The sequence below is a fragment of the Fusicatenibacter sp. genome (genome assembly GCF_977045365.1).
Window position 1 is genome coordinate 1 of sequence record NZ_CDRRUH010000063.1, and the last position, 17,589, is coordinate 17,589.

The following is a 17,589-nucleotide window of genomic DNA, read 5'->3' on the forward strand; positions in this document are numbered from 1 at the left end:
CTCAAGGATCAGCTGGAAAATCATGTGATCGATCTTACTACGCTGCGCACACCGATCGTTTTAAACGGCTGTGAAACAAAAACACTCCTAAAAGAAAGCATCACCGCCATGGCACTCCCGGACCACCCGCTTTTTGCGGAGCGCGACACGCTTTCTCTTACCGAACTTGCCGAACAGCCGCTGATTCTTTCCAACCGCTACCGAAAATATATGCTCTCCGCTTTCGAACAGGCCGGTCTGTTCTGCGACATCTATCTGACCTGTGAGGATGCCCGCACGGCAATGACGATGGCGGAAAAAGGGCTTGGCATTGCTCTTCTGCCCGCCTCCATGCTGCCGCTTTCCCATCAATTAAAGGCCTGCGCCATCACGGACGCAGACCTTACAACGGAAATCCTGCTCGCCTGGCGCAAGGGGCGCCTTCCATCGGAGCTTTGGGATTTTTTGAAAATGTGGAATGAAACCTGACACATTAAAACTTTCCCTGTATAATAAAGTCACAGAAATTACCTGTCTTTCAGAAGAAACGAGGTGTGTAATGAACTTTCATGAAAAATTAAACGAATACATCCAGATGCTTCCCTGCACGGCGAAAGAATTAAGTGAGCTTTCCGGTCTGTCCGCGGCTACACTCAGCCGCTACCGCTCTGGAGAACGCGTTCCGGATATGCGCTCTTCCGCCTTTTCCCAGCTCTGTTCTGCCATTGCCAGGATCTCGGAACACAAGGGAAATTCCACGCTTACAGCCGATGCAGTACGGGAGAGCTTCCTCTCCTGCGAGGATCTTGTCACTGTTGACCGTGAGCAGCTCCGGTATAATTTCAATACGTTGATCTCACTGCTGAACATCAACATCTCCCGGCTATGCCAGTACACGAACTACGATACCTCCACCATTTTCCGTTTCCGCAGCGGCTCCCGCCAGATTGCAGAGCCGGAAAAATTTGCTGCTGTAATTGCGGGGTATATCGCCAAAGAAATGGATTCCGCCTCAGAAAAAGCTGTCCTTGCTGAGCTCTTTGGCTGCACGGCCGAATCCCTTGCCGATCCTTCCGTCCGTTTTCAGAAGCTTCAGACGTATCTGCTGGAAGCAAAAGGGAAACGGGAAGACAGCGTCTCACATTTTCTTTCGAAGCTTGATGCCTTCGATCTGAATGAATACATCAAAGCAATCCATTTCGATGAACTGAAGCTCCCTCCCGCCATGCCGTTCCACCTCCCGACCTCGAAATCGTACTTCGGCATCCACGACATGATGGAAAGTGAGCTTGACTTCTTAAAAGCCACGGTTCTGTCGCGCTCAATGGAGTCCGTGATTATGTACAGTGATATGCCGATGAGCGAGATGGCAAAAGACCCTGACTTTCCAAAAAAGTAGATGTTCGGCATGGCGATGATGCTGAAAAAAGGCCTTCATCTCCACCAGATCCACAACCTCGACCGGTCGTTTGACGAAATGATGCTCGGGCTGGAAAGCTGGATTCCGATGTATATGACGGGACAGATTTCGCCGTACTACTTAAAAGGTGTGCAGAACAACGTATTTCTGCATTTTCTGAAGGTATCCGGCCCGGCGGCGCTGACCGGCGAAGCGATCAGCGGTTTTCACAGTGACGGAAAGTATTACCTGACAAAATCAAAAGAGGAAGTCGCCTATTACCGGAAGCGGGCCGAAGAACTCTTAAAGAATGCCAGTCCGCTGATGGATATTTACCTTGCGGATAAGGCGGGTGCTTTGCAGGCTTTTCTCGTAGCAGATTCCCACCAGAACGGAAAACGCAGGAATATTCTGTCCGCACTCCCGCTCTATACGATGGACGCTGCTTTTTTAGAAACGTTTCTTTCCGCCCGCGGTATTCCATCTTCTGACCGGCGCACCATTTTATCCTATGCCGCCGCCCAGCGCCAGATACAGGAGGAAATTTTAAAGACCAGTCCGGTTGAGGATGAATTTTCTCTTTCCGATTTGGCAGAGTTCGCACAGTACCCAATGTGTCTTTCCCTCTCCGGCCTGTTTTATCCGAAACAGCTGTTCTACACCTTTGCAGAATACCAAGAGCATCTGGCACAGACCCGCGCTTATGCGGCTTCCCATGCAAATTACACATTTACTGAATCTTGCGAAGGTGCTGAACATCCGCGGCCTTGCAGCAGACTCCTATACTGCGGATGTGACGCTTCCATCATCACCATCCTCCTCCAGCGACTCCGGTTCCCAGCCATCTTCCGGTGATGCATCCTCTGTAGCACCTGCTCCATCATCTTCCTCGTCTTCCGGCACGTATACGCTGGAATCCTACGACGGCGGCAACTTTACGATGCAGCTCCCGAAAGGCTGGACCATCGAGACCGGCGGCGCCTATGCAGGCTTCTGTTTCCGTGCTTATGATCCGCAGAACCTGGATGCACAGATTTTCTTTTACGGAGAGCTTGGACCGTATTTTAAGAGTCAGGAAGGAAAGGACGGATATCTTGCGATGAGCGGCGGAAATGACTATCTGAGTGACCTCCCTGTTCTCAAACCGGGTACGCTGACCGCGTGCCTTGACGGGCTCGATGAATATGAAGCGGCCTACTACACGATTATGGGATCTTCCTATAACTTTGCGGATGTCCATAATCTCTCCAACATCGTCGAGCAACCCGTCACAACATTTCTGTCGCCGTATGCCGTTTCGGAGTCGATGCTGAAAGCTGACCTCACTTCCGTCACAGGCGCGCCCTGTAAGGGAATTTTCCAGGGATCGATTGTCGATGCCGGTTCCTATGAAATCGGCGGTGTTGACATCACACCAAGCCGTGGTGCCATGGATCTGTTCGGCGTGATTGCCCCGTCCGACCAGTTTGACAGTGTCGCCGACACATTAATTGCATCACTTGGCAGTTTCCGCTTCACGGAAGAATATATCCAGGCCGGCATTGATCAGACTAACCAGATCGGTCAGAGCGCCCTGGAATACTCCCGCCAGAACATGGAACTGATGGACCGCGTGATGCAGGACTTCAGCGAATATATCCGGCAGTAAACGCTTTTCACACACAGCAGATAAAATACGTCATGAAGTACCTATTATTAATGGTATATTTCTTGAATATTTTTTCCTATAAAGGAATACAAAAAGCCCCTGACTCTGCAAACAATTCCTTTGCAGATCAGGGACTCTTCTCTATTTATGTGTGTGTAAGATATTGGCCTTTTATTTCTGTTCTTCGTCGCACGCGATGATATGTTTGCTATTCTCATATCCGATCACTTTCCGGTCGGTGATGAAGATTGGTTTTTCGAAGTCTGCGAAGGTGACGGAGCTGATGCTGTTAAATTTGCTTGCGTCGCAGAGGACGTAGCACTGGCGGCACTGTTCCATGGCGGTCTTTTTGGTGACGGCCTCGTTGACGTCCGGGGTTGTGCAGCCGCTTCTTCTTGTCACGCCATTTGTTCCGAAAAAGCCTTTGGTGAAATGATACTCCTGGATCGTGCGGATTGCCTGGTTTCCGACGACGGCTTCTGTGGAGCTTTTGAGCTCGCCGCCTACCAGAATGACCTTAAACCCGCGTGATGCCAGCCGCTGTGCGTGAGCGACGGCGTTTGTCACGAAAACGGCGGAGGTTGCCCGGATGAAATCGATCATATGCGCCGTTGTCGTTCCCGCGTCGAGAAAGATGAAATCGTCCGGCTCAATGAGGGAGGCCGCATATTCTGCGATTTTCCGTTTGGCGTCGCAGTTCAGCTCATTTTTCTGCGCAACGGTGTACTCGTGTGCCGTCACCTTCTGGCCGGCTTCCACGGCGCCGCCGAATACCTTTTCCAGCTTGCCCTCCTTGTCGAGTGCTGTGATATCGCGGCGTACCGTGGACTCCGATGTATCGAGAAGATCCCGGACTTCCGTCACGGTGATGCTTCCCTTTTCTTTTAACAGTTTCAAGATTATCTCATGTCTCTGCTGTGTTAACATTTCTTTCCTGCCTTATATTCTGCCACGTTTGTTTCCAGAATGATCTTGCGGAGCGGAAGGATGCTTCCCGGAGAAACGGAGAGTTCATCCACACCCATCGCGAGGAACTCTTTTGTCAGCTCCTGGTCAGCGCCGAGCTCGCCGCAGATACCGGCCCAGATGCCGGCTTTGTGGGCATTCTCCACAACCATCTGAATCATGCGCAGGATCGCCGGGTGATGCGGATCAAAGAACGGATCCAGCTTTGTGTTCTGACGGTCGATCGCGAGGGTGTACTGGCTGAGGTCATTCGTTCCGATACTGAAGAAATCAACTTCTTTTGCCAGCTCATCGCTGATGATGGCAGCCGCCGGGGTCTCGATCATGATACCCTGCTCCGGGTTTCCGTACTCAATGCCCTGCTCTGCGAGAGAAGCTTTTACTTCCTCCACAATCGCTTTGATCTGACGAACCTCACCGACGCTTGTGATCATTGGATACATAATGGCAATTTTTCCATATGCGCTTGCGCGGAACAGCGCGCGAAGCTGTGTCTTGAAGATCTCCGGCCATGTCAGGCAGATGCGGATCGCACGGCAGCCAAGTGCCGGGTTCTCCTCTTTTTCCATCTCGAAATAGTCGCACTGTTTGTCAGCACCGATATCGAGGGTACGGATGATGACGCGTTTTCCCGCCATCGTCTCTGCTGCCTGTTTGTAGATGCGGAACTGCTCCTCCTCGGTTGGATAGTGATCCTGCTCCAGATAGATAAACTCGCTTCGGAACAGGCCGATACCGCCCGCATCGTTCTGCATGACAGCCGCAAGGTCTTTGATGTTTCCGATATTAGCATACAGCAGAATTTTCTGTCCGTCCAGTGTAATATTCTCTTTTCCCTTTAAGGTGAGGAGCAGTTTTTTCTTTTCCTCCTCCTCGGCGCGGTGCTTCTGCATGACAGCAAGAGTCTCCTCGTCCGGATCCACATAGATGGTTCCGTCGGATCCGTCCACGATGCCGAGCTTTCCGTCTACGCTCTCGTCCAGCGGAAGCGGTGTTCCGACCAGTGCCGGAATCGCCATGGTTCTTGCAAGGATAGCGGTATGGGAATTTAAAGAACCGTGTACGGTAACAAAAGAAAGAACCTTGTCCTTATCCATCTGTACCGTCTCTGACGGTGCAAGGTCATCTGCCACGATGATCGCCGGTTCGTCGTTTAAGGATGTGTCAGCGTCGTCTCCGTTTAAGATGGAAATCAGACGCTCGGAAATATCCTTTACGTCCGCCGCGCGCTCTCTCATGTAGTCGTCGTCCATGGCAGAAAACATCTGCGCAAAGTTGTCGCCCGTCGTTGCAACCGCATACTCGGCGTTGACGCCCTGGCTTTTGATGATGTTCTCGACGGACTCATTGTAGCCGTCATCCTCCATCATCATCTGATGCACTTCGAAGATCGCTGCATTGGCCTCGCCGACCTCTTTGCATGCTTTTTCATACAGAACGCCGAGCTGTGCGATTCCTTTTGCCTTTGCTTCCTCAAACCGTGCCATCTCCGCATCCGGATTTTCCACTTTCATACGTTTTACCTGACGCTCATTTTTTTTGTATACGCGGATCTTTCCGATCGCAATGCCGGAAAATACGCTTTTTCCCTGATAAATCTGCATAAGTTTTCTCCACCTTTGTTCTCGATATCCGAATTTTCTTTCCAGACAGCCGGAGCGTGTTCAAAAAGATTTTCCTAAGATTAGAAATTTTTCAAACACGCTCCGTCTGTATCACTGCGAAATGATTATAAGTTTTCTTTCATGAAATTGCTGATTGCTTCGTATGCAGCATCTTCATCTGCTCCGTCGAAGGTCAGGGTAACTTCTTCGCCCTGTTTTACAGCCAGTCCCATGATGCCGAAGATGGCTTTGCAGTTCATGGCTTTTCCGTCTTTTGCGATCTTGATGTCACAGGAAAATTCTTTGACTGCTTTTACAAGCATTCCTGCCGGACGAGCGTGGATTCCTTCTGGATCTGTTACAACATACTTAAATTCTTTCATGATTTTTTCCTCCCATAGGATATTTGATATTTTTATTTTACCTTGTTTTCTGTCTTTTTTCCATTCTTTTATGCAGTTTTTTTCTTTAAAACTCCAAGCAGAACTGCGGATACCACTGTTCCGATGACAAGTGCCACCAGGTAAAGCAGCGCATTTCCCATAACCGGTACAACGAAGATGCCGCCGTGCGGTGCCATTAAGGTACAGCCAAATGCCATGGAGAGCGCACCTGCGAGGCCGGAGCCGATGATGCAGGATGGAAGAACGTGGATCGGGTCTGCTGCCGCGAATGGAATCGCACCCTCGGTGATGAAGGCGAGTCCCATGATGAAGTTGGTCGGACCGGATTCTCTTTCTTCTTTTGTAAATTTATCTTTGAACAGCAGGGTTGCAAGTGCAATCGCACACGGAGGAACCATACCGCCGATCATAACGGATGCCATGATATCGTAGTTTCCTGCTGCGATGGCTGCTGATCCAAATACGTAAGCTGCTTTGTTGAACGGGCCGCCCATGTCGATCGCCATCATGCCGCCGAGGATCATGCCAAGAACCAGCTTGCTGGATCCGCCCATGGAAGCAAGACCGTTGTTCAGTGCCGTATTGACAGTTCCCATAACCGGTTCTACCACGAAGAGCATCAGAAGTCCCATCGCAAGAATACCGACTACCGGGTAAATCAGAACCGGTGCAATCTTTTCGAGTGCTTCCGGAAGTTTCTCACATGCTTTGCGGAGGCCAAGGATAATGTAGCCTGCTGCAAAACCGGCAACGAGTGCTCCAAGGAAACCGGAGGTTCCGATTGATGCCATCATACCGCCGACAAAACCAAGGGCAAGTGCTGGCCGGTCGCCGATTGCCATGGCGATGTAGCCTGCAAGAACTGGGAGCATGAAGCCGAATGCCACGCCGCCGATCTGTTTGAACATCGCTGCAGCCGGGGTAATCGTACCGAAGTTTGATCTGGCTGCGGCATCAAGGGAGTTCATATCAACAAGAAGTCCGTCGATCAGGAATGCGATTGCGATCAGGATACCGCCTCCGACAACGAACGGAAGCATATGGGAAACGCCGTTCATCAGCTGGGTATACAGCTGGTGGCCGATACCGCCGCTGTTCTTCTTCGTGCTTGCCGCAGCTGCCTGTGCATTGCCGCTCTTGTAAACCGGTGCGTTTCCGGACATCGCAAGCTCGATCAGCTCATCTGCTTTGCTGATACCGTCGGATACCTGGCGCTGAATGACTTTCTTTCCGTCGAAACGGTCCATCGGAACCTGTGCGTCGGCTGCAACGATGATGCAGTCAGCATCGGCGATTTCCTGTGCAGTCAGCACGTTTTTCGCTCCGCCGGAGCCTCGTGTCTCGATTTTTACGAAGCATCCTTTTGCTTTCGCTGCTTTCTCGATTCCCTCAGCAGCCATGTAAGTGTGGGCAATACCGGTCGGGCAGGAAGTAACAGCAAGGATTTTTACCTGATTTTCTTTTGCCTCTGCAGGCTCTGCCAGGCGCTCGTCCACGCTCTTTTTCTCTTCATCGGCGCGGTCGATAATGGCAAGGAACTCTTCCGATGTCTTTGCGCTTCGAAGGCTCTTGGTGAACTCTTCATCCATCAGCATCATGGAAAGTTTACTTAACACATCAAGGTGAACGTTGTCTTTCGTGTTCGGCGCTGCGATGAGGAACAGCAGGGTGACCGGCTCTCCATCGAGAGAATCAAAATCAACGCCGTTCGGGATAACCATGGCTGCAAGGCCCGGTTTGTTTACTGCATCACATTTTCCGTGCGGAATCGCAATTCCCTCTCCGATTCCTGTGGTGCTCTCTTCTTCTCTTGCGTAAACCTGTGCGCGGTACGCATCTTCGTCTGTGATCTTTCCGCTTTTGACCATCAGCGCTACGGCTGCGTCAAGCGTTTCCTGTTTGCTTTTCGGTGCGGCATCCAGTGCAATGCTGCGGATGTCCAGCAAATCTGTGATTCTCATGAGACGTCCTCCCTTTTATTTTGTAATCTGTTCGTAGACAGATGCTATTTCCTCCCGGGTTGCAAGGTTTTCAGAAAAAGCACTTGCACTTCCCGCTGCGATTCCCATATGGAACGCGTGGAGGTAATCTTCTTTTTCCATGTAGCCTGCCATAAATCCGGCTACCATCGAGTCGCCAGCGCCGACACCGTTGATAAGTTTTCCTTTCGGAGCCGGAGCTTCAAAGACCTCACCGGATGCGGCAACGAGAACGGCTCCTTCGCCTGCCATGGAAACCAGAACGTTCTGCGCGCCCTTTTCCTGCAGCTGTTTTGCATACGGAACAACCGACTCTCTTGTCTTTAATTCCACACCGAAAATCTCGCCAAGCTCGTGATTGTTCGGCTTGATGAGGAACGGGTGGTACGACAGAACCTTCATCAGCAGATCGCGGGTCGCGTCTACGACGATGCGGACGCCCCTGCCGTCGAGCATTTCCATAATTTTCTGGTAGGCATCGTCTGCCATGGATGACGGGATGCTGCCTGCGAGGAAGAGAACGTCGTCCTCTCCAAGTGCGGAAAGCTGTTTCATCAGCTCTTCTACTTTTTTCTCCGGGATTTCAGGTCCCTGTCCGTTGATCTCGGTTCCGTCAATACTCTTTAATTTGACGTTGATACGGGAATAGCCTTCTTCCAGCCAGATGCAGCCGTTTTTAATTCCCATCTGGTCGAGCCGTCCGGCGATTTCTTTTCCGGTAAAGCCTGCCAGAAATCCGAGCGCTGTGCTCTCAATTCCAAGGTTTCCAAGTACGGTCGATACGTTGATTCCTTTTCCGCCCGGAAGCATCAGCTCGGAGCTTGTGCGGTTGGTAAGGCCGAGCTTGAAGTCTTCCACCGATACAATGTAGTCCAGAGACGGATTGAATGTCACTGTGTAAATCATATTTCCCTCCTGCTTTATTTTGATCGTGTTTGCTTTTATTGGCTTATTATATCGTCATATTCATTCAAAATCAATCATTAATATTTCATGAATTTTACATGTTCTTTTTGTCGCATTTGCATAACTTTAGAGTTTTATGACGGATTTTTCCGTTTTCCAGACCTGTTTTGACTGAGTTTGACTGGCTTTTATCTTTTCTTCCCTGTCACGCTTCGATCACTTTATTCTCTCCATTTCGGTCATTTTTTATCAGGCACTTTCTTTCTGTTCTCATTTTTGTACTTTACTTTTTCCGGATTTGGTACTAAAGTGAAGAGAAATCAAAAAAGAATTTCCAGAAGAGGTGATTTTATTTGAAACGATACTATATTCTTCACTATTTTGATCCCGCCAATGTGGGCAGTTTTCTGCTTGTCTCACTGCTCGGCCTGATTCTGGTGCTTGCCCTTGTGCTTCTGATTGCAAAATTGCAGATGCAGCGGCAGCTAAAAGAGGAGACAGAAGAAAAAGCGAAAAAAATACGCCGGAAGAAACACCAGCGCAGGCAGTATCAGATTGTGGAAAGCTTTTATGAGCTGGTTTTCTCCGGCACTTCGATTCTTCTCTTCCTCTCCCTCTATTACATTATCGATGAGCGTCTGCCGCAGATTTCGATGTACTGGGAAAAATATCAGGATGTGGTGCTTCTTGTCTTTATCGTGCTCTCCGTCTTTCTGACGAGCTGGCTCGATGTGATTCTCGTAAAGCTCACGCATCTTGAGCCGGAGCAGAAAGCATCGGTGCGGCTGATTTCGGTATTTTATATTGTACTGATTCTCCTGTACATCCGCTTTATCTACGAGGACACGAATTACGACGGCCTGATTCTCTATTTCCTGACACTGACGGTCGGCCGCTTCCTGTATTTTGACTTTACAGTCAAGAGTTTTCTTGAAACGATGCGAAGCGTGGTGGAAAATCTGCCGCTTCTTGTCATCATAAGCGCCTACTCCGGCTTCGTGTGCTGGTATGGCTTCCATGTCGGATTTCTGCTGAAATCAAATGGTGTCATTTTGAGCACCTTTCTTGCCCATTTGTTTATGGACTGCTCGATTTTCCTGCTCCACAAGACAGGAATTTTAAAGCATGTGATACGAAAAATTTAAAACCGGCGTTTTCTTTTGCTGGCCATATACAAAAAGCTCTGCAGATCAGAATTTTGCGTTTTCTGTTCTGGAGAGCTTTTCTTATTTAACGTTCTTTTATTACATGCCAAACAGCAGTGCAAAGCCATGTACGACAAAGGCTGCCAGCCAGGCAATCACGCACTGGGAAACGACAACGACGGCTGCCCATCTGCCGCCAAGCTCCCGCTTGATGGAAGCGACTGCCGCCACGCACGGCGTATAGAGAAGGCAGAAAACCAGAAGGCTTAATGCGGAAACCGGTGTCAGGATTTCGGTCAGCTGCGCGGTCGTGCCGAACAGTACGGAAAGTGTAGAGACGACGCTCTCCTTTGCCATAAATCCGGTCAGAAGGGCGGTCGATACTCTCCAGTCACCAAATCCAAGCGGCCGAAAAACCGGGGCAAGACGGCCGGAAACCACGGCGAGAATGCTGTCCTTGGAATCCTCCACGACATTGAGATGCGTTCCGAAGGTCTGCAGAAACCAGATCGCAATCGTGGCAATGAAAATGACGGTGAACGCCCGCTGCAGGAAGTCTTTTGCCTTATCCCACAAAAGCTGTCCGACATTTTTTGCCCCCGGCATACGGTAGTTCGGAAGTTCCATCACGAACGGAACGGCTTCGCCCTGGAATAAGGTTCCCTGCATCAGCATCGCCATCAGGACGGCCATGAAGATACCGCCGAAATACAGGAGTACCATCACAAGGGCACTGTATTTCGGGAAGAATGCGGCGGTGAAGAATGCATAAATCGGGAGTTTTGCCGAACAGCTCATAAATGGAGTTAAAAGGATCGTCATTTTCCGGTCACGCTCGGAAGGCAGGGTGCGGCTCGCCATGACGCCCGGCACGGTACAGCCAAAGCCGACCAGCATCGGCACGATACTGCGGCCGGAGAGGCCGATTTTCCGGAGCAGCTTATCCATCACAAATGCCACGCGCGCCATGTAGCCGCTGTCCTCCAGAATGGAAAGGAAGAAGAACAGGGTGACGATGATCGGAAGGAAGCTTAAGACACTTCCGACGCCGTTAAAAATACCGTCAATCACAAGGGAATGAAGCACCGGATTGACGCCCCATGCTGTCATGGCGCTGTCCACGAGCTCGGTCAGTTTTCCGATCAGAACCTCCAGCACACTCTGCAGCGATGCTCCGATCACATGGAACGTCAGGAAAAAGACGGCCGCCATAATCCCGGCAAAACATGGCAGAGCCGTATATTTTCCGGTCAGCACACGGTCAATTTTTGTACTCCGCACATGCTCGCGGCTCTCTTTTGGTTTTACCACGGTCTCACGGCAGACTTTTTCAATAAAATTAAAGCGCATATCCGCAATCGCCGCCGCGCGGTCCAGACCGCGCTCTGTCTCCATCTGACAGACGATATGCTCGAGCATCTCTTTCTCGTTTTCATCGAGGGCCAGCTGCTCCAGGATCAGCGCATCGCCCTCTGCCAGCTTGCTCGCCGCAAACCGCACCGGAATATCCGCCCTTGCGGCGTGATCCTCGATCAGATGCATGATCGCATGCAGCGCACGGTGGACGGCGCCGCCGTGGTCATCCGCCTCACAGAAGTCCTTTCTGCCCGGTTTTTCCTGATATTTAGCCACATGGACAGCGTGCGCCACCAGTTCCTCGATTCCCTCGTTTTTTGCGGCGGAAATCGGAATAACCGGGATGCCGAGACGCTCTTCCATCTGGTTGACGAGTACGGAACCGCCGTTCTCACGCACCTCGTCCATCATGTTGAGCGCCAGTACCATCGGAACGTCGAGTTCCATCAGCTGCATCGTCAGATACAGGTTCCGCTCGATATTCGTCGCATCTACAATATTGATGATACCGCGCGGATGCTCATTCAGGACAAAGTTCCGGGTGACGATCTCCTCGCTCGAATACGGAGACATCGAATAAATACCGGGAAGATCGGTGACCAGCGTGTTTTTCTGGCCGCGGATTTCACCGTCTTTCCGGTCTACCGTCACGCCTGGGAAGTTTCCGACGTGCTGGTTGGATCCCGTTAATTGGTTGAACAGGGTGGTCTTGCCGCAGTTCTGGTTTCCGGCCAGTGCAAAGGACAGCAGTTCTCCTTCCGGCAGCGGATGCTCCTCTGCCTTATTGTGGTACTTTCCGCCCTCTCCAAAGCCGGGATGCGGGATTGCTCTCGCATTCGGCTGTTCTTTTTCTTTTACGACGTCCCGCACCTCATCAATGGCAATCCGTCCGGCATCGGCGAGGCGGAGGGTCAGCTCATAGCTGTGAATCCGCACTTCCACAGGGTCTCCCATCGGTGCGTACTTTACCATCGTTACCTCCGCGCCCGGAATAATTCCCATATCGAGGAAGTGCTGCCGCAGCGCGCCCTCTCCTCCTACTGTGCGGACAGTCGCCGTTTTGCCGATCGGCAGTTCTTTCAGTGTCATATATTTCACTCCTTATTGATTCTCATTATCAATAGTAAGTATATGACACGATTCGACTGCGGTCAAGCAATTGCCATTATTTCTCTTTTTGTTTTTCTTCGAGCTTCTTCTGTACACTCGGAAACAGCTCCAGATCCGTGTGTGGGATTGCCTGGGCCGCTTTCATCATAGAGATGAAATCGGCGACCTGGCCGAACTGGATGTAGACCATCTCGTCCAGAATGAGGTCAATATCGTCGATGCAGGTCCGATCCAGCAGGATTTTTTCTGCTCCCGCAAGCGACGTATTTCCGGCGCAGATCAGGCGGCTGCGGTCCATATCCGGGTACATGCCGATCGTGATGGCAGATTCCTTTGAAACGTGCTTTCCAAATGCACCAGCCGCGTAAAACCGGTCAATTTCTTCCATGGAAATGCCGGATTCACGCATCATGTACTCAACCATCGTGTAGGCCGCTGACTTTGTACGAAGGAATTCGGCGATATCACTCTGATAGAAGCACAGCTCTTCACTATATGCAACGCACCACTCTCCCGTCTCCGGGTCTTCCTTGATCTTTTCGGACCGCTCCGGCTGCAGGGTGCCGAACAGGTTGATCCATCCATTTAGGAATAATTCCGCGAGCAGATCGATAATGCCGGAACCGCAGATGCCCTTTGGCTTACCCTCTCCGATTACATGGCACTGGATTTTCCCGTCTTCTATTTTTACCATATCAACAGCGCCTTCTGCCGCTCGCATGCCGGTTTTGACCACGCCGCCCTCGAGCGCCGGACCGGCAGCGCCTGCGCCGCAGAGCAGAAATTCCCGGTTTCCGACGACAAGCTCGCCGTTCGTTCCGATATCAAAAAAGACACTGATCGTTTCTTTTTTATAGAGTTCCGTTGCGATCATGCCGCTTAATATATCACCGCCCAGGTAATTGGATTTTCCCGGCACGCAGTAGACACATCCCTTCATGGGAAATCCCATCTCTTTCGCCGGAAGGAATCCGACGCGGTCCGCACGCACGGCGTATGGGGATGAAAAGACACAGAACGGATCCAGTCCCAGCAGGAAATGGATCATCGTTGTGTTGCCGGATACGACCATTGAGAGAACATCCGACGGCGCAATTCCTGTCTTTTGGCGGAGTTTTTCAAAGAGCAGTGTAAATGTCTCCATCGTACACGCACGGATGTCCTGCAGTACCTCCGGTTTATCCTTACAGGCAAAGATTCTCGTCAGAATATCGGTTCCATAGGCAGTCTGGCGGTTGTATTCGCTCTCCTCGGCAAGCACGGTGCCGTCGCCGCAGTTTACCAGGCGCACAACGACGGTCGTACTTCCAAGATCAGCGGCATAGCCGTAATGCTCTGCTGCTGTATTGCCCGCTTCCAGATCAACCGCCTGCCAGACGCTTCCATTCCATGCGAGGGAAACCGTTATGTTATAGTCTGCCTCATCGCAGATGGGATACAGTTTCTGCAGCGCTGGAAGGGTAAATGATGCGGTGATTCCTTTCTCTTTTAATGCATCCAGTATCCGCATCTGGCTGGAGCGGGCGTCCTCCTCCGTCGGCGGGACCAGCTCCAGATACTGTTTCTGTGTTATTCCTCTATTCATTATTACTTCCTCATTTCCTGATCATTTTTCTGTTTCTTATTGTAGCACTTTTCTCTTTTCCAGAGGACTTATTTTTTTCACATTTTTACTACATTTCCATCACAGATTCCCATTATACTGCAAAGCATAGAAACAAAAAAGGAAGCCGACAAAACCGGAAGCCGATTCCGGAACACAGTTTAAAATACAGATACCAGAAAGGAAGTATTTATTATGATGGACTACAGAAACAACTACAATAACGAAACCAATAATGAGAACATGATGGCAGCAGAGCAGAACAGCTTCAACGGAAAGAAACCTTCTTCCAAAAATAAAAAAGCTGCTAAGCTTGCAAAGAAAATCGGAGCCATCGCCTTAAGCGCAGTTCTGTTCGGCGGTGTTGCCGGCGGTACCTTCCAGGCAGTCAACCACTTTGCCGGAAGCACGACAGCTACTGCAACAACAACCACTGCACAGCAGACGACTTCCAACAGCAGCCTCTTAAAAGCCGCTGCCACGTCCTCAAGCTCCACTTCCACCGGAACGATGGATGTTTCCACGATTGCGAAAAACGCAATGCCGTCGATCGTCTCCATCACAAACCAGTCCGTACAGGAAGTACAGAACTACTTCAGCATGTTCGGTTACGGTGCCCAGACTCCGCAGACCGAGGAGACCACAAGCTGCGGTTCCGGTATCATCATCGGAAAGAATGACACCGAGCTTCTGATCGTCACCAATAACCATGTAGTAGAAGATGCCGATACTCTTTCTGTCAGCTTTGTAGACAATCAGGTCTGCAAGGCAAATATCAAAGGTACCGATGCCGACAATGACCTTGCCGTCATCGCCGTTCCGCTCTCCGAGATCCCGGATGACACGATGAACAGCATCGCCGTTGCCACGATGGGCGATTCCGATTCCGTTGAGGTCGGCGAGCAGGTCGTTGCGATCGGCAACGCACTCGGCTACGGCCAGTCTGTCACTACCGGCATCATCAGTGCTGCAAACCGTGTGATCAACAGTGATTCCTCTTCTGACGGAAGCTCCGATGGAGCAACGGCAGATACTTCTTCCACCGATACAACCGGAAAGACCTACTTACAGACCGATGCAGCCATCAACCCTGGCAACAGCGGCGGCGCTCTTCTGAACATGAACGGAGAGGTCATCGGTATCAACTCCGCAAAGCTTGCTTCTACAGAGGTAGAGGGCATGGGCTATGCAATCCCGATCTCCCGTGTTTCCGATATCATTGAAAATCTGATGAATGAGCAGACCAGAACAAAGGTTGCCGCAGAAGATCAGGGAACGATCGGCATCAAATGCCTCGATGTCAGCAGCCAGATCCAGCAGGCATACAATATGCCGGCCGGCATCTATATCTCCGAAGTGACCTCCGGCGGTGCCGCTGAAAATGCAGGTCTGAAATCCGGATACGTCCTGACCAGCTTTGACGGACATTCCATCACCTCCACCAGCGAGCTGAAATCCCTGCTGCAGTATTATTCTGCCGGCGAAACCGTAGAAGTGGAAGTACAGGTTCCAGACAACGGATCCTATGAGACAAAGACCTTCTCCCTGACCCTCGGAACGAGCACCAGCTCTTCCAATGATCAGCAGAACGATTCCCAGCAGAATGCAGGTCCGTCCCGCTCTGCAGAGGAGGGAAATACCCTGACCTCCGCTACTCCTTCGATCTGACTGACTGCTCTCCCGTGAAAAGAATCCATAAATAAAAAGCATCATAAGCATGAAAGAAAAGCCCCGAAACATAACACCAATGTTTCGGGGTTTTTCTCCTATTCTCTTAATCCATTCTTATCTTTCTGCTCCTGCAACTGCCTCACGGGCTGCCTTCTCTTCCGGATCTTCATCCAGAATGGAGAATGCAATATTGGTTGCATGGTCTGCGACACGCTCAAGTCCGGATACAAGATCGGAGAAGATCATGCCGGCTTCCGGTGTACATTCGTTGCGGGTCAGACGCTCCACATGCTTCTGCTGCAGATCCCGCTCCTCCTGGTCGATGGAATTTTCGATATCAATGATCTCCTGCAGGTGCTGCAGATCATTCTTTGCAAACATTTCGATCGACTCATCGAGAATTTTTAATACCATATCCAGCATCTCGGAGAGATCCAGCTCACCCTGCTTGCTGAAGGTTACATTGTCATTCGTCATCTGCACGGCAGAATCTGCGACATTCTCAGCATGGTCACCGATCCGCTCGATATCATTGACCACATGGAACAGTGCTCCGATGCGCATAACGTCTGCGGTCGGCAGAGATGCCTGATTTAAGTGAACCAGATAGTTCGTAATCTCTTTGTTCAGGAAATTGATGTTTTCCTCGACACGGTAAACCTCGTCAATCTCTTTCTGATCGCGGGTTACCAGTGTATTCATGGCACGGATCAGATTGGTTTCTGCCATCTGTGCCATACGCTCCATCTCACGGACAACCTGCAGAACGGCAGTTGTCGGCGACATCGCATGTTTGGAGCTGATGTAGGCAAGCTCGAATTTTTTGTCCTCCTCGTCGTTTCCGCGGATGATAAAGTACGTTGCCTTCACCAGAAGCGGGGTAAACGGCAGCATCAGGAGTACCTGACACACTTTGATGATCGAGTTTGCATTTGCGATCATACGGCCTGCTTCGTTTCCGGAGATGCCCATAAAGAAGTCAACCACCTGATTTCCGAACAGCAGGAAAATGATGGAGCAGACAATCGTTCCGGAGATGTTGAACAGCAGGTGGACACATGCCGCACGTTTTGCATCTTTTTTGCAGCCGAAGCTGGCAAGAATGGCAGACATCGTACATCCGATGTTGCATCCAAGCATCATAAACAGGCAGACCGGAAGTCCCATCAGTCCTTCTCTTGCAAGAAGCATGATGATTCCGACTGTTGCAGAGTTACTCTGCAGAATCGCGGTAGCCACCCAGCCGACTAAGAACGCAAGAAACGGATTGGTCAGGGAACCGAGGGCATTGACAACTGCCGGGATCTCTTTTGCTTCGTTCAGAGCTCCTGAAATACCGGAGATACCCATGAACAGAATACCAAATCCTAAGATAACCTCGCCGAGGCGGCTGATCGTCAGGTTGTTCTTTACGAACATAACCATCAGAACACCGATGATAACAAACAGCGGCGCGATATCCGCAAGGTCAAACGCGATCAGCTGTCCGGTAACCGTCGTACCGATGTTTGCTCCGAGGATAATTCCAGGAGCCTGTGCCAGTTTCATCAGACCGGAGTTTACGAAGCTGACCACCATAACCGTTGTGGCGTTGGAGGACTGAATCAGTGCGGTAAAGAAAATACCGACCAGAAGACCGATCACACGGTTCTTCGTAAATACCTCCAGAATGCTTCTCATCTTGGATCCGGCAACCTTCTGCAGTCCTTCACTCATCAGCTTCATTCCATATAAGAAGAAGCCCAGACCGCCCATCAAAGACACTATTACACTCATATTCTTTTTTCTTCCTTGTCTTTTTCTGATGTCTTTTCAAAAT

Annotated in this window: 13 protein-coding genes; 5 read left to right on the forward strand and 8 right to left on the reverse strand. The window is 50.6% G+C overall.

What is annotated here, in order from left to right; all coding sequences use genetic code 11:
* The 3 genes from ACY2VW_RS12080 to ACY2VW_RS12090 form a co-directional block, all read left to right on the forward strand.
* Nucleotides 1-468: LysR family transcriptional regulator substrate-binding protein (locus ACY2VW_RS12080; RefSeq protein ID WP_461878240.1), on the forward strand; the 468-nt coding region annotated here is incomplete at its 5' end.
* Between the two features lie 70 nt (nucleotides 469-538).
* The gene (locus ACY2VW_RS12085) at nucleotides 539-1,378 is read left to right on the forward strand and encodes a helix-turn-helix domain-containing protein (RefSeq protein WP_461878241.1); all 840 of its coding nucleotides are present in this window, start codon (nucleotides 539-541) and stop codon (nucleotides 1,376-1,378) included.
* Between the two features lie 715 nt (nucleotides 1,379-2,093).
* Nucleotides 2,094-3,026 carry a hypothetical protein gene (locus tag ACY2VW_RS12090; RefSeq protein WP_461878242.1) on the forward strand — a complete coding sequence of 311 codons (933 nt, stop codon included), beginning with the start codon at nucleotides 2,094-2,096 and terminating at the stop codon, nucleotides 3,024-3,026.
* Between the two features lie 171 nt (nucleotides 3,027-3,197).
* Here the strand turns inward: ACY2VW_RS12090 and ACY2VW_RS12095 are convergent, their stop codons facing one another.
* The 5 genes from ACY2VW_RS12095 to pfkB all read right to left on the reverse strand — a co-directional run bounded on the left by ACY2VW_RS12095 (nucleotide 3,198) and on the right by pfkB (nucleotide 8,885).
* A complete protein-coding gene (locus ACY2VW_RS12095) occupies nucleotides 3,198-3,953 on the reverse strand; it encodes a DeoR/GlpR family DNA-binding transcription regulator (protein WP_461878243.1) in 756 nt (251 codons plus the stop codon).
* Complete coding sequence (gene ptsP, locus ACY2VW_RS12100; protein WP_461878244.1) at nucleotides 3,947-5,596, reverse strand: phosphoenolpyruvate--protein phosphotransferase; 1,650 nt, start codon at nucleotides 5,594-5,596, stop codon at nucleotides 3,947-3,949. Before ptsP ends, ACY2VW_RS12095 begins: the two co-directional genes overlap by 7 nt.
* A 125-nt stretch (nucleotides 5,597-5,721) precedes the next feature.
* Complete coding sequence (locus ACY2VW_RS12105) at nucleotides 5,722-5,979, reverse strand: HPr family phosphocarrier protein (RefSeq protein ID WP_022463097.1); 258 nt, start codon at nucleotides 5,977-5,979, stop codon at nucleotides 5,722-5,724.
* Between the two features lie 68 nt (nucleotides 5,980-6,047).
* Nucleotides 6,048-7,961: a PTS fructose transporter subunit IIABC gene (locus ACY2VW_RS12110; RefSeq protein ID WP_461878245.1), complete on the reverse strand. Its 1,914-nt coding sequence runs from the start codon at nucleotides 7,959-7,961 to the stop codon at nucleotides 6,048-6,050.
* 15 nt (nucleotides 7,962-7,976) lie between these two features.
* Nucleotides 7,977-8,885 carry a 1-phosphofructokinase gene (gene pfkB / locus ACY2VW_RS12115; RefSeq protein ID WP_461878246.1) on the reverse strand — a complete coding sequence of 303 codons (909 nt, stop codon included), beginning with the start codon at nucleotides 8,883-8,885 and terminating at the stop codon, nucleotides 7,977-7,979.
* A gap of 353 nt (nucleotides 8,886-9,238) precedes the next feature.
* Between pfkB and ACY2VW_RS12120 the strand changes: the two genes are divergently transcribed.
* Nucleotides 9,239-10,030 (forward strand): hypothetical protein, encoded by a 792-nt coding sequence (locus tag ACY2VW_RS12120; RefSeq protein ID WP_461878247.1) that lies wholly within the window; start codon nucleotides 9,239-9,241, stop codon nucleotides 10,028-10,030.
* 99 nt (nucleotides 10,031-10,129) lie between these two features.
* Here ACY2VW_RS12120 and feoB read toward each other — a convergent pair whose 3' ends face one another.
* Together feoB and ACY2VW_RS12130 are read right to left on the reverse strand one after the other, a co-directional pair.
* A complete protein-coding gene (gene feoB / locus ACY2VW_RS12125) occupies nucleotides 10,130-12,475 on the reverse strand; it encodes a ferrous iron transport protein B (protein ID WP_461878248.1) in 2,346 nt (781 codons plus the stop codon).
* 76 nt (nucleotides 12,476-12,551) lie between these two features.
* On the reverse strand, nucleotides 12,552-14,081 hold the full coding sequence (locus ACY2VW_RS12130; RefSeq protein WP_461878249.1) for an ASKHA domain-containing protein: 1,530 nt from the start codon (nucleotides 14,079-14,081) through the stop codon (nucleotides 12,552-12,554).
* 213 nt (nucleotides 14,082-14,294) lie between these two features.
* Here ACY2VW_RS12130 and ACY2VW_RS12135 point away from each other — a divergent pair, with 213 nt between their 5' ends.
* Complete coding sequence (locus ACY2VW_RS12135) at nucleotides 14,295-15,767, forward strand: S1C family serine protease (RefSeq protein ID WP_461878250.1); 1,473 nt, start codon at nucleotides 14,295-14,297, stop codon at nucleotides 15,765-15,767.
* Between the two features lie 117 nt (nucleotides 15,768-15,884).
* Here ACY2VW_RS12135 and ACY2VW_RS12140 read toward each other — a convergent pair whose 3' ends face one another.
* The gene (locus ACY2VW_RS12140) at nucleotides 15,885-17,546 is read right to left on the reverse strand and encodes a Na/Pi cotransporter family protein (protein WP_461873041.1); all 1,662 of its coding nucleotides are present in this window, start codon (nucleotides 17,544-17,546) and stop codon (nucleotides 15,885-15,887) included.
* Nucleotides 17,547-17,589 lie beyond the last annotated feature (43 nt).

Bases quoted from the DNA above. Each gene is read 5' to 3' on its own strand.
- ACY2VW_RS12085 (WP_461878241.1), top strand. From the start codon at position 539: ATGAACTTTCATGAAAAATTAAACGAATACATCCAGATGCTTCCCTGC.
- ACY2VW_RS12090 (WP_461878242.1), top strand. From the start codon at position 2,094: ATGCAAATTACACATTTACTGAATCTTGCGAAGGTGCTGAACATCCGC.
- ACY2VW_RS12095 (WP_461878243.1), bottom strand. From the start codon at position 3,953: ATGTTAACACAGCAGAGACATGAGATAATCTTGAAACTGTTAAAAGAA.
- ptsP (WP_461878244.1), bottom strand. From the start codon at position 5,596: ATGCAGATTTATCAGGGAAAAAGCGTATTTTCCGGCATTGCGATCGGA.
- ACY2VW_RS12105 (WP_022463097.1), bottom strand. From the start codon at position 5,979: ATGAAAGAATTTAAGTATGTTGTAACAGATCCAGAAGGAATCCACGCT.
- ACY2VW_RS12110 (WP_461878245.1), bottom strand. From the start codon at position 7,961: ATGAGAATCACAGATTTGCTGGACATCCGCAGCATTGCACTGGATGCC.
- pfkB (WP_461878246.1), bottom strand. From the start codon at position 8,885: ATGATTTACACAGTGACATTCAATCCGTCTCTGGACTACATTGTATCG.
- feoB (WP_461878248.1), bottom strand. From the start codon at position 12,475: ATGACACTGAAAGAACTGCCGATCGGCAAAACGGCGACTGTCCGCACA.
- ACY2VW_RS12130 (WP_461878249.1), bottom strand. From the start codon at position 14,081: ATGAATAGAGGAATAACACAGAAACAGTATCTGGAGCTGGTCCCGCCG.
- ACY2VW_RS12135 (WP_461878250.1), top strand. From the start codon at position 14,295: ATGATGGACTACAGAAACAACTACAATAACGAAACCAATAATGAGAAC.
- ACY2VW_RS12140 (WP_461873041.1), bottom strand. From the start codon at position 17,546: ATGAGTGTAATAGTGTCTTTGATGGGCGGTCTGGGCTTCTTCTTATAT.